Annotated in this window: 12 protein-coding genes and 1 pseudogene; 6 read left to right on the forward strand and 7 right to left on the reverse strand. The window is 51.2% G+C overall.

Features of this window, described 5'->3' with window-relative positions:
• Positions 1-110 precede the first annotated feature (110 nt).
• On the reverse strand, positions 111-1,640 hold the full coding sequence (locus Q0859_RS06680; protein WP_299148957.1) for a DUF6538 domain-containing protein: 1,530 nt from the start codon (positions 1,638-1,640) through the stop codon (positions 111-113).
• Between the two features lie 312 nt (positions 1,641-1,952).
• Between Q0859_RS06680 and Q0859_RS06685 the strand changes: the two genes are divergently transcribed.
• From Q0859_RS06685 to Q0859_RS06710, 6 genes and pseudogenes are all read left to right on the forward strand, one after another.
• Positions 1,953-2,798 carry a hypothetical protein gene (locus Q0859_RS06685; RefSeq protein WP_040180095.1) on the forward strand — a complete coding sequence of 282 codons (846 nt, stop codon included), beginning with the start codon at positions 1,953-1,955 and terminating at the stop codon, positions 2,796-2,798.
• A 44-nt stretch (positions 2,799-2,842) separates the two neighbouring features.
• On the forward strand, positions 2,843-3,271 hold the full coding sequence (gene mobC / locus Q0859_RS06690) for a plasmid mobilization relaxosome protein MobC (protein WP_139044776.1): 429 nt from the start codon (positions 2,843-2,845) through the stop codon (positions 3,269-3,271).
• Positions 3,272-3,549: 278 nt separating this feature from the next.
• A pseudogene (locus Q0859_RS21495) lies at positions 3,550-3,999 on the forward strand (relaxase/mobilization nuclease domain-containing protein); the annotation flags it as partial.
• Positions 4,000-4,015: 16 nt separating this feature from the next.
• Entirely contained in the window at positions 4,016-4,477 is a 462-nt protein-coding gene (locus Q0859_RS06700; protein ID WP_299150219.1) for a hypothetical protein, read from the forward strand.
• Entirely contained in the window at positions 4,478-4,780 is a 303-nt protein-coding gene (locus Q0859_RS06705) for a hypothetical protein (protein WP_299150221.1), read from the forward strand. It begins immediately after the preceding gene.
• Positions 4,781-4,831: 51 nt separating this feature from the next.
• Positions 4,832-5,134, forward strand: a complete 303-nt coding sequence (locus Q0859_RS06710) for a hypothetical protein (protein WP_040180092.1) — start codon at positions 4,832-4,834, stop codon at positions 5,132-5,134.
• Between the two features lie 332 nt (positions 5,135-5,466).
• Here the strand turns inward: Q0859_RS06710 and Q0859_RS06715 are convergent, their stop codons facing one another.
• From Q0859_RS06715 to Q0859_RS06740, 6 genes are all read right to left on the reverse strand, one after another.
• The gene (locus Q0859_RS06715; protein WP_040180090.1) at positions 5,467-6,042 is read right to left on the reverse strand and encodes a hypothetical protein; all 576 of its coding nucleotides are present in this window, start codon (positions 6,040-6,042) and stop codon (positions 5,467-5,469) included.
• Between the two features lie 217 nt (positions 6,043-6,259).
• Positions 6,260-8,776 (reverse strand): Hsp70 family protein, encoded by a 2,517-nt coding sequence (locus Q0859_RS06720; protein WP_040180089.1) that lies wholly within the window; start codon positions 8,774-8,776, stop codon positions 6,260-6,262.
• A 3-nt stretch (positions 8,777-8,779) separates the two neighbouring features.
• Positions 8,780-9,157, reverse strand: a complete 378-nt coding sequence (locus tag Q0859_RS06725; RefSeq protein ID WP_040180088.1) for a hypothetical protein — start codon at positions 9,155-9,157, stop codon at positions 8,780-8,782.
• Positions 9,158-9,190: 33 nt separating this feature from the next.
• On the reverse strand, positions 9,191-10,732 hold the full coding sequence (locus Q0859_RS06730) for a hypothetical protein (RefSeq protein WP_040180087.1): 1,542 nt from the start codon (positions 10,730-10,732) through the stop codon (positions 9,191-9,193).
• Positions 10,733-10,751: 19 nt separating this feature from the next.
• Positions 10,752-11,024 (reverse strand): hypothetical protein, encoded by a 273-nt coding sequence (locus tag Q0859_RS06735; RefSeq protein WP_139044774.1) that lies wholly within the window; start codon positions 11,022-11,024, stop codon positions 10,752-10,754.
• A 15-nt stretch (positions 11,025-11,039) separates the two neighbouring features.
• The gene (locus Q0859_RS06740) at positions 11,040-11,444 is read right to left on the reverse strand and encodes a helix-turn-helix transcriptional regulator (RefSeq protein WP_175304820.1); all 405 of its coding nucleotides are present in this window, start codon (positions 11,442-11,444) and stop codon (positions 11,040-11,042) included.
• Positions 11,445-11,543 lie beyond the last annotated feature (99 nt).

Here is an 11,543-nt window from a genome sequence, read left to right on the forward strand (position 1 = left end):
ACACCCGCCGACGTCTACACGGGACGCGGCAAAACGATACTGTTCGAACGAGAAAGGACGAAAAGAAAAACCATGAAGTTAAGGCGCTTGCAGCACGCCAAATCCGCTGCTTAACTAAGCCCAGATGAGCGACGACTCCTCAAAGTCAAACCGCCATCTGTCTCAAACCATTTGATGACGGACAGTAAGCTATGAGTTCGTAATTTCAGAGTGTTCAGTTGGGTCTCAGGGTGTTGCTCCCCATGTTCACGGAAGGCTTCCATGAACGTCCTTGATGTATACCCAGCCCGCTTTTTCCCACTTTTGTGGGGTAGATTGGGAAACAAGTGAACGTGGCCGCCAGCTTTGATCGCTTCGGCATAGTCCAAAATTCCCAAGCTCAGTAATTCGTCAGGTATTGGGATCGTTCGATGAGAAGTTTCGTTCTTCAGGAGTTTTGCAAGTGCGGGGTCTTCATCTTCCAAGTTTTCGACGAGGAGATGTGGAACTGGAGAGTTTCTGACATCAGAGGCATAGAGTTGGGAGATTTCGTCCAGCCGTGCCCCAGTGTAAAACAAGACAACGGGAATCCAGAAACGTTCCGCTGTCTTTGGTTGAAACACTTCACGTGAAAACACGATCCTAACCTGCTCGTCTGTGAACCCCTTCTTGCGATCAGTCTTCGACCGCTTAACCTTCTTGATGAAGCCGTCAAATGGGTTACGCCAAGTGCGGTCTTTGATGAGTGCAGTGCCGTCATATGCGTAGTCTAACGTCAGCTTCACGCCCTGAAGGTTTTTGTTAATTGCACCGCGTTGAAGAGTATTTGTCTCATTTGTGTCAGCCCAGTCGAGTTGCTTGGGCATGGTAAGTTTGCGGATTTTATTGGGCGGTCGGGAAGGAAGGCGGATCAGACCATCGCGAAATTTCTCAGCATGTGTTCGATCTATCTCTTCAACGTCGAGATCACCGCAGAACTCGATGAAACGACGGGCACCAGTCCCAAAGTCTGACACCGCGCTGTCACTAAGGTCTGGATTACCCTCCAAATACTTCTTGAAAGCCAAAGAAAGCTTGCGATTTGGATCAACTTTCTTTGCTCTCTTCAATGTACCGAAAGTTGATGGGACGGGTCCTCCCAGTTCAGCTATCATGTCCTTCCACTGGCTTGATATCTCAGGGTTGGACACGAGGTACTCCTCCAAACAAGCCTCAAGTAGCGCCTCGAAGTCTGGCGTACCAGTTGTGATCGCAGTGATATCTCTCCTGTTCATCCAGTCCTTCACATACTGTGTCAGGTCGGTTTTCTTCCGAATGATGGGGCGGGGCGCTTCGTCTCCGATGGGTTCCAGTTCGCCCCAGACATCTGGATAGGCTTCACGTGCAATGTTCTCACGATTGATGAGTTGAAAATCGACTCCCCATTGAATAGCCAGGTCTTCGATTTCTGTTTGATCAAGACGGCGGTATGTGCCGCTTCTGGCCTGCTTTAGCTGTTCGTCTGTTTCTACAGTTCTGCGCCTACAGCGGGCTTCAGCTTCAACTTTGCTGTCGGTATCAAGGGTATGCCGCCATTCCTTTTGATCAATGAGATGTCGAACATCAGCGGGAACCACTCGTTCAAAATGGTACCAACCGCCTCGTGGTTTGAGATACTTCATCGCCTGACCTTGATCACTTCGCACATAATTTCGCACACGGTTTCGCACAAATGTTCGCACACGCAACATCATAACACCCTGTAAAACATGGTGTTAATTGAAATCATTAGTGATTTGGGGTCAAGGAAAATAAATGGAGGCGAGTACCGGAATCGAACCGGTGTACACGGATTTGCAATCCAATGTTTTATCGTTATTTGACAGGCTATTAGGTGGAAATAGGTATCACGACAAATCCAGAACTATCGGCGAACATGATACCGGTAAAATCGGGGGCATTCCTGCGGTTCTGACGCCGGTTTGGGGCGCTCAATGAGCCGCCATAGCTTTGATCCTGACATCGCCGCACTGGTAGGGCTGAACGCAGCGGTGATTTTCCAGAATATCACCTTCTGGATCGAGAAGAACCAAGCCAACCGGCGCAATTTGCGGGATGGGCGCTATTGGACCTACAACTCAATCTCCGCCTTCGCCGAGTTGTTCCCGTATTTGACAGAAAAACAGATCCGCACGGCGTTGGATAAGCTGATCAAATCAGAGCTGATCCTGAAGGGGAGCTTCAGCGATGATCGTTATGATCGAACATGCTGGTACGCGTTGGGCGATTGCATTTGCCCAAATGGGCAGATCGAGTGGGCCAAAGGGGAAAATGATACATTTGCCCCTGAGGGCAAGCCGTCTGCCCCTGAGGGCAAATCCTATAAGAACAGATATAAACCAAATATAAATCCATATCCTTCGCGCGGGGTGGTGGATGATGAAGCTGAGAAAATCTTGGCGGCATATCCCGAGGATCGCATCCGCCGGAGAGCGGATTGCTTGTTGGCGATCCGGGAGATCCTGACGAGTGGTATCACTGCTGCCGATCTGATCGAGGCTGTTCAATCCTATGCCAGTGAAAGCGCGGGTTTCACCCGTTCCAAGGTTTGCTTTTCGGACAATTGGTTCAGCTCTGAGCGTTGGCAGCGGTATGTCTGCGATGCCCAGATACAGCGTGAGGCCGCGAAAGCCAAAGAGGCCGAGGCGCTGAAAGGGCTGGCGGTTTGGATCGCAGATCGCAGCCCGCTTTGTCGGCATATTTCGCCCAGCCAAATCACGGCGCTTTTGGCGGCTGAACTGGTGACGCCGTTGCAAATTCAGGCGGCAGGGCTTGGCTGATGGGGAAAACAGAACCGTCTTCAGTGCAAAGAGCAAGGCGACCCATGTCATACGCTGGCGCATCTGACACGGGACCTTGCGAGGGGTGGCAAGCCTCCCCTTCGAACCCCACCGGCGGGGGCAAGCCCCACGCCAAAGCAGCCCTGACCGAGACATTTGTCTTTCGGTGCAACGCGGCTGAAAAGGCAGAACTACGCGCCAAGGCTGAGGCGGCTGGCGTTCCCGCTGCGACCCTCTTGCGTGAGGCGCTTGGCCTGACGGAGGCGCGCCGCCGCAAGCCAATGCCACGCGTCGATCCGGCCTTGAGGCTGGCGGTCGGGCGCATCGGCGGTAACCTTAACCAGATCGCTCGGGCTACGAACCGAGCTTTGCTGGCGGGGCGAATAGAGCTCGACACGCTGGCCCTCGCGCGTCAGCTCGTGGTGATCGAACGTCAGCTTGCCCAGCTCCTCGATGAGGTGCGGCAATGCTGATCAAGTTCTTTCCCAATGGCAAAGGCGTGGGGGCCGGTCCTGTCGGCTATCTGATCGCGGATGAGGTGCTGGCCTATGATGACAACCGCGACCTGATCCGCGATGCCGATGGCCAGCCCCAGACAGTCACGCGGCATCCGCTGCCGGAGGTTTTGCGGGGCAATCCTGATCGCACCGAGGCGCTGATTGACGCCAGCAACAATCAATGGACCTATCGCGCGGGTGTCATCAGCTTTGCTATTGAGGACGCACCGACTGAGACCCAGCAGCTCGAAGTCATGGACGCCTTCGAAGGGCTGGCCTTTGCGGGAATGGACCCTGAGCAATATGATATGCTCTGGGTCCGCCATACCCACGAAGATCGCGTTGAGCTGCATTTTTGTACGCCTCGGCTGGAACTGACCACAGGCAACAGTCTGAACATTGCACCACCCGGCTATCAGAATGCCTATGACAGCCTGCGTGACCTGATGAACAAGACTCACGGCTGGGCCGATCCGATGGATTTGGAGCGCACCCAAGAGGTGCAGGTGGTGGCTGAGGCTCCAACTCGTGCGCAGGGCCGCGATGAGTTGCATGACTGGATTCTTGATCAGATCAGCATTGGCAGCATCACTGACCGTGCCAGCATGGTCGATGCTCTGACAGATGCGGGCTTCGATATTCCCCGCGCCAGCAAAAACTACATCACCGCCAAAGACCCGGAAACCGGCGAACGCTGGCGGCTGAAAGGAGAGATTTTCAATGAAAACTGGCAAGCCACCCCGGCTGAGCGAGAAATTGAACGCGGATCTGGACTTGATCCGACAGGAACATGCCACCTTGATGAATTCTCAATTGGAGATCTTCAGGACCGATTTCAGCGACATTGCGACAAGCGCGCTGAATACAATCGAGACCGATATCCGCTATTTTCTGAGCGACAGCAGGAGCGAATTGCAGAGGCGCAGCGAGACGATCCGGCGTTGGCTGACGATATCGCCTTGGGTGATCGCAGGGCTGATCTTGGTGTGGATCACCTCGACCGTGGCGGTGAGCTGGCTCTGGATGACCTTTTTGACGCGTTCGGAGCTGACGGAACTGGGCCTGACACGGATCGAACAGGCGGGGCAGATTTGGCTGACGCTGGATCCCGATCAGACCGAAATGAAAACCTGCACGATGGCGGGAACACCGATCATCTGCATCGAAATCAGGGGGCAATAAATGACGACACCCCTGACAGCCTTGGAACGCGATTTGCTCGCCTGCGTCGAGCGGTTGGTGACGGCCTGCGAAACCTCAGCGCAGGAATTGCGCGCCTTGGAAGCACGCTCGACGAACGGGATCGAGAGCAAAGTGAATGGGTTGGCGCATTGCGTGGCGCTGCTGATGAAATCGCATCTCTTGTCGGTCGCCACATTGGCCGACTTGCTGACAGAGGAGCAGACCTACGAGACGCTTCAAGAGGGCTTAGAGGCCAGCTTGAAGTTAGCGAAACGCGCCGAACAACGGCTGAACGAGACCTGAATGAACAAGAGCGCGGCCATAGTCATGGCCTTTGAAACGAAAGGAAAATAGATGAGTTTACCCTTTGATCACTTTACCATGTCCTACGGGCAGTCCCGCGACTATGGCATCGATTACCGAACGTTTGAAAAGGTGGCATGTTTGCCCGAAGGCGTTCCGTTGATGGCCCTTGCAGGGGTTTGGGGTGACTACAGCAACATCCGTTGTCTGTTCATCGACGAGGAAGGCAACGGGTATTGTCGAAATATCAGTGGCAGAGGTGGTGAATATATCATCCGAGAACTGGGCCTGAACGCCAAGGATCTAAAAGTGGGGCAGATGGTCATGTCAGTAGCGCCGCCACCGCAGCTATGATTTGTGTCATATAATGTTGAAATTTTAGCTTTGGAGGGCTATGTGAATGGCAGTAAAGGGATGGTCTAACCGTCCGAATATTAGGCCAGCTATGGCCTGCCTTTTGATTTCTTGGCTATGTGCAGAGCGTTAAAACTGGGAAGTCGAGCGCGCGGCGTTAATTGACAGGTAACGCATTTGAACCTATATTCCTCCCCATAAGGATACCAGATCGACTGTGAGGTTCCTTCCGCAACGCAAGTTGTCCAACTGGAATAGTGGATAAGGCCTAGGCCGAAGAGAGCGTCGAGATAGCCAAGGAGTTGCCTGCAAAGGTGGCTCCTTCGGTCGTTCTAGCGCCTGAAATATTTGACCTTTTTGCCTTTGAGCGCCTGACCGATGACGACTGCAATTTTCACTTTCTGACCGTTTTCTGGCTGCGGTCGATGGTGGGCGCTTTCGACAAACAGGCGCAGTTTGTGCCGGATGCCGTCGAATCTGCCCTTGTGGGGGCGAAGCGTGAAAAAGGCGGTGTAGGCCGTTCCATCACCCAACATCATCGTGGCGTTATATGTGCCATAATTTCGGTCTGATGGCGTAAGGTAAAGGCGGTTTTGCGGCAAGGTTCCAAGCAGTTCCGCCAGATCCGTTGAGGCCGCAAACCGATGCGGGCAAAATACGCGAGGGCGTATGCCGTCCATGATTTGCACCTGGCCCGCGTGTTCTGCGGTTTCAAAGGCTCTGGTCCAGCAATGGCAGGAATATTCGACAAGAATATTAACCCGGTCGCCCTTGGGCAAATCGACCGTCAATATATGTGGTGTGAGGTGAGCGACATGTAGGCGGGTGCTGTCGATCACCTGCGGCGTTACCGCCACGCCGCTGGTGTCGGTCAGGGTGCCGTCAGCCGCCACAAGATGCCGCGTCATATGTTGGCCTCAAGACGCTTGGCTTCAGTGGCTATGCGCGCGCGGAAATAGTAGATGCGGAATTCGGAAGATTTGTTCATGGGGTGCTTGTGCGGTAGGAACCTTATTCTGGATGGGAGCGGGAATATGCGTGGAGAGCCGTTTTGCAATTCAACGGAAACGCCACCCACATTTTTTTTATAGGAATGTGGAGGCGTTTCCATAAATTGATTTTTGGTCAGGTTCCCAACAGATGTGCTAGCTCAACAATCTCTGCGGCATCTGCGCCAGTGGAAACACGATTGCCGAACATTTGCCCAATGACAGCCCGTAGGCCTTCGACATCGTTAGATTGCACAGCTTCGATTCCAGCTTGAATAAGGCGTTCATGAAGCTCGGGATCCACTGCTAGTGTATGCTCCTCAGCTAGTTGTTTGAAGATGGCGATCAGGAAGTCCGGGGTTTCAGAAAGAACCTTCATGCGGATGCCCTGCATTTCGTCCAAAGAACGGCGTGCAGCGTCATAATTTTTCTCACGAATCTCACGGCGGGCGGAAACAAGCAATTTGTCATGGCGTTCTGCATCGACGCCCTGAGCATTATCGCGAAGCTCATCAAAAGAGGTTTCTGCCTTGGATACTTCTTCAGTAAGAACCCTTTCTTCATTCTCAGGGGCCATTTTCAGCAGTGCGATATCTTGTCTGATCTTACGCGCTTCTTCTGCTACGGAACGATGTGTGTCAGCATCTACAGAAGTGGAAAGTGCAGAATGTTGGCGCTCAATACGCTTCCTAATGTTACCACTGGGATCGGCATTTTCATCCAAGGTACCATCCAGATCTTCCAAGTCGCCTTCCGCGCGAGCCAGCATGGTTGCCGCCAGCTCTGCGCCGCGCTCTCCATCGTACGGGATACCGCCATCGGCTGAACGGTATAGGTTGGTGGCATCGACAACGCGCCCCAGAGAAGGAAGTTCCACGGCAAAGCTCAGGGTGCCATTGTCACTCATTTGCCAATCAATGACAAAATCATCACCACGATTAATCCGTTCCCCGCGCTCAAGTTCGTCACGACAGCTCAGATGAAAGTTTCCTATGTGCAGATTATGTTCCGGCGTGTCTATTTCCTCGACCATGTCGTAAAATTCCACGGCGATAAAATCATCTTCTCCACCGGTCAGTGTTTTGCCCGCACGGAAAGATTTTTTACCCCGTGCAGGCAAGGCAGTTCCTTTTTTGACAAGTACTTCTAGTTTATTGCGCTCATACCCAACGAGGCCGTGCTGAACCTTAACAGCCAGCGTATAGGTCATCGGAACACTTGCTGCGCTTGCCTGGGATTTGCTGATTACGATTTCGCGGGATGCATCTGGCACCGTCTTTCCATGCGGATCAAATACCGTAATCTTGAAACGGTTGTCACCATCTTTCCGGGCGGTAACGTTGATGCTGAGCGGGCCAGAAAGGGGAATGCGTCCAGTAGAAGAGCCTTCTTCATCCAAAATTTCCACCTCATGCCCCGCCGGCATATCTGGTGCAGGTTTGAGACGGACTTTTGCTGTTTCGCTCGAGACGCGGGACTTATAATCGATTGCCAAAGAAACACTGCCTGTCACAGTTTCTTTTTGCTTGCCACTTTTTTGGGAGGAGCTTTCTCCATCCCATTCGCGGCTTTCGGCAAAAATGGCAGCTCCTGTTGCGACTGCGGTCATAGGGTCAAGGCCTCTTTCAACCCTAATAGCTAATTCGGCCTCTAGCATGTCCCAAATAACAGGCATCTTAGAGGGGCCGCCAATTGGAACGATTTTTGAAATGTCTTCGTTCCTGTACCCATTGTCAGATATGATCTTTCGGCACAGATCAATTGATTCATCCACTCGGTCTCTGATTAAATCGTTGATTTGGTTGCGGGTAAGATCAATCGAAACATAGATTTCCTCTCCGTCTTCGTCGGTCATTCTAATTTCATCTTCGGTGGCGAAAACGGACGTAGTTGGCGAGGCTGAGAGAAGAATTTTCGCTTTTTCAACAGCATGCTTACACATTGTCGAAAGGTGGTTGTATTTTTCATGGCGTTGAAAGTCTGTCGGAAGGGAAAAGTTTTCCAATAGCCATGGGCGTACAATGCTATCAAAAATTATCCGATCAAAATCACGCCCGCCCAGCATGTTGATCCCTTCATGAGCGATAACGTTTACAACACCTGCGGTACTCATCACGAGTGCGAGGTCAAAAGTACCCCCGCCGAGATCATAGACGAGGAAGACGCCATCTTTTTGCTTACTGTGAGAGATTGCCGCGAGGGCGGCCGCTACGGGTTCTTGTAGCAAACTAACTTGCTCCAGCCCCGCCAATCGTGCAGCAGCAATCGTATCTTCACTTTGCATCTGATTGAACGCGGCTGGCGTTGTGATAACAACCCCTTCAATATCTTGGCCACCGGCTTCGGTCATCGCTTGCCCGACCAGTGCTTTGATTATTTCCGCGCTACATTCAACCGGTGTCCACGTTTGCCCTGCAAAGGTAACGGGGTTTTTTGTTCCCATTGAACGTTTGAACCCGGCAGCAACATTTTTGGGAGCTGACAAAAGGCGGTCATACGCAGACTTACCGATGAAACGGTGTCCGCGTTTGTCGAGATATATCACACTGGGCAGTACATCCGTGCCATCCGCTGTTTTGAATAGGCGCGTCGATCCATCCATATGGCCGACAACTGCTGAGTTTGAGGTTCCAAGATCAATGCCGAGATACAATTTTCATTCCTTTTCATTTTTTACGGGCTGGACGAGAATACGACCCAACCTGATTATTTTCATGTCTGCCAAAATCGCGGGTTCGATCGTTTTGGAAACGATCAACTCAACGTCATCAGCGTAGTCGCCAGCATTGTCAGCAGAAGCGGCGATCCCATCATGAAACGCTTCGCCATCGAAATCGACAACTTTGACCCCGAGCTGGTTACTCAGAAGGGAAAGCTGCCGGTCGGAAAAGGTCAACTGAGCACGCAGCCTGCGCGCCTCTTTTTCTGGCATTGCTTCAACAGCTTTGAGGGTTGTTTTCGTCAATTTCCAGTAGTCGACGCAAAGCTGTGATACAGCTTCCATTTTGTGTTCAAAATCCAGTTCATCACTCATGATTTTTCCAATTTGCGTTTTGGAGATTCAAAATTACCCACCAAAAATTATCAAAAGCAGGATGATGCCGCCAATGACGACCCAATATCCAATTTTCTCATTTTTCTTCTGAGTGATCTTTTCCTTAAGTTGGACCAGCTCCAGCTTGTCATTACCCCTTGCGTATACAAGCATTTCATCGACGACTCGCGACATCCCAGAAACGTTTCCCCTGTTTCTTTCAAGCTCTTCCATTTTCCAGTTGCGATGCAAAACAGCGCGTTCTTCGTCAAGCTTTTCCCGAACTTCGGCAGACGGTGCAGCACGTGTGAAATGTATCAGGCCATTGATAATTCCAAATGCTGTTTCTGGGTCGTTACGTTCGTTGTTTATGAACAGCGCTAAGTCTCTGATAATGAGGAACGCAACAGTGTGATCACCCGGTTGTGATGTAGCTGAAACAAGCGCGGAATAGATATCAGTAACAGGCCCCCGCCGTGCCGTGGAAAAGCTGCTTTTTGCAAGATCTCGTTTTACTTTAGGCAGTTGACTTTTAGCCGCTTCACAGGCCGCGACCAAAGGCTCCAATTGTTCGCTTTGCTGTTTTTGCTCAACCAGTGTTTCCAACTGTGCAACATCGCCTCGCAAAACTTCGGCTACGGATTCAAGCTCTGGAAATGTGTGCAGTAGCGCTGCGGATAAGCGCTTTGCGTGATCATACTCGCCACGTTCGTTTGCCAAGGTTAGGCAGAGCTGCCGGAGCTTTTCATATACTCTCTTCGAGCGCCCTTCTTCATGCCCTTGTTGTTGTTCATAAACTTGGACAGGTTGATTTATTTCATCCCATTTGACCAGAAGTTCAGAAGCTGCATCGACAATAATGTTTAGATTAGCGCCCTCTTGTTCAGCACTTTTTATGACGTCGTCAATTTGATTGTTGAGCGTTGCCAAATCCGGTTCGCTCAATAGATCATATTGCCGAACAAACTGCGCTAGAAATGGGCTTGATGGGTCTCGATTGACCTCATACTCAACAATCTGATCCATGGTTTCGCCGGGCTTTTCTAGGGCCCACACGCCAATAGCAGCGGTTTTGGCCTGCATGGTCATTAACCGCCGCAAGGCCCCTTCAAGTTGGGCTGTGTCTATATTCGGAAAGCCCGCCTTTGAGCGATTTTCATTGAGGAAATCGAGCGTTTCGGAAATATCAACTTCCTCCCATGTTTTGATCAACTTGTGAAAGACATCATTGCTCCCTCTGGAGAACTGAGTGAGGTGAGAAAGAATGTTGCTTTTGGCAAGTTCGGGAAGATGTTCTGTCGCGCCAAACAGATTGGAATAATCCCCCGAAACCATCAGGGCGGTGATACTTGATATCTGCTCATCGCTCAGCTCCGGCAACCAAGAAATCTCCATTTCCAGCCTGGCAAGAGGTGCCAGAAGATTTTGCTGGGCGCGCTGAATTTGCGGCAAAGAAAATGTTTCTTCAAACTCGGCATCGTCAGCTAAGTCTGTGACTTCTGGGTGTGATGATGTGTAGTTAGCTTTCAAAATATGAAAGGCATTCTCAAGAATACTTTGTGTTTGGTTGTCCATTTTGTTTCTTATCGGTTTGTCAAAAAATTCTAAGCTCTTTGTGGCGATGCTTCATGAGTGTTCGCACTAAACGATGCCCGATCAAAATTCCGATCGGACCTGCTGCAACCAAAAGCAAGTAAAGGGAGCGCGAAACATCCCATGTTGTTTGGCCAGAAGTCGCGATTAAACCCGTTGCGCCAACGATCAATGAGACACCACCGGCAATGGCAAGTCTGCGGGCGAATTGGAAAATCTCCCGATCACATAGGTCGAGTTCCGATTCCTGGCTGTTATAATTGACGTCTGTCATATTCGTTCTCGCAATTCATAAGGTATCGAAATATTTTTTTGCCAGATCCGTTTCTGGCTCTCCGGTTTGCGCTGCTTGGTCAGCGACATAACCGATGATCTTGGACAGCTTTTCAATCGGAAGGTTCGTCCCCCTCTCGCTGTCCTCTGCAAGCACGGCATATGACGCTCTTTCAGCAAGATCCGGGCTGTCGCCTTTTTTGACCTTCCCACGTCCAGCGAGAAGCCATTCCAAGCTTACGTTAAATGAATCACAGATCGTAATGGCTGCGGCTGCGGGCAGGTCACGCTTTTCCTGCTCATAGTTTTTATAGGTCCTATCTGTCACCTCGATGGCTGCGGCCATGACCTGCTGTGTAAGGTCATTTGCCTTGCGAACCTCGCGCAACCGCAGGCCTATTCCTGACAATTCTGTTGACAACAGGTGATTCCGTTCATTATTGGTGAAAATAATTTCACTTTGCTGCGATTTGTTTTCTTTTGTTCACTTTGCAGAGCTGCTTCCTGAAACACAACAAAA

Origin of the sequence: uncultured Tateyamaria sp., assembly GCF_947497045.1 — a bacterium.
Taxonomy (GTDB): Bacteria; Pseudomonadota; Alphaproteobacteria; order Rhodobacterales; family Rhodobacteraceae; genus Tateyamaria.

What these genes read in the sequence shown, in the direction of transcription:
- Q0859_RS06680 (WP_299148957.1), bottom strand. Translation starts at nt 1,640, where the DNA reads ATGAAGTATCTCAAACCACGAGGCGGTTGGTACCATTTTGAACGAGTG.
- Q0859_RS06685 (WP_040180095.1), top strand. Translation starts at nt 1,953, where the DNA reads ATGAGCCGCCATAGCTTTGATCCTGACATCGCCGCACTGGTAGGGCTG.
- mobC (WP_139044776.1), top strand. Translation starts at nt 2,843, where the DNA reads ATGTCATACGCTGGCGCATCTGACACGGGACCTTGCGAGGGGTGGCAA.
- Q0859_RS06700 (WP_299150219.1), top strand. Translation starts at nt 4,016, where the DNA reads ATGAAAACTGGCAAGCCACCCCGGCTGAGCGAGAAATTGAACGCGGAT.
- Q0859_RS06705 (WP_299150221.1), top strand. Translation starts at nt 4,478, where the DNA reads ATGACGACACCCCTGACAGCCTTGGAACGCGATTTGCTCGCCTGCGTC.
- Q0859_RS06710 (WP_040180092.1), top strand. Translation starts at nt 4,832, where the DNA reads ATGAGTTTACCCTTTGATCACTTTACCATGTCCTACGGGCAGTCCCGC.
- Q0859_RS06715 (WP_040180090.1), bottom strand. Translation starts at nt 6,042, where the DNA reads ATGACGCGGCATCTTGTGGCGGCTGACGGCACCCTGACCGACACCAGC.
- Q0859_RS06725 (WP_040180088.1), bottom strand. Translation starts at nt 9,157, where the DNA reads ATGAGTGATGAACTGGATTTTGAACACAAAATGGAAGCTGTATCACAG.
- Q0859_RS06730 (WP_040180087.1), bottom strand. Translation starts at nt 10,732, where the DNA reads ATGGACAACCAAACACAAAGTATTCTTGAGAATGCCTTTCATATTTTG.
- Q0859_RS06735 (WP_139044774.1), bottom strand. Translation starts at nt 11,024, where the DNA reads ATGACAGACGTCAATTATAACAGCCAGGAATCGGAACTCGACCTATGT.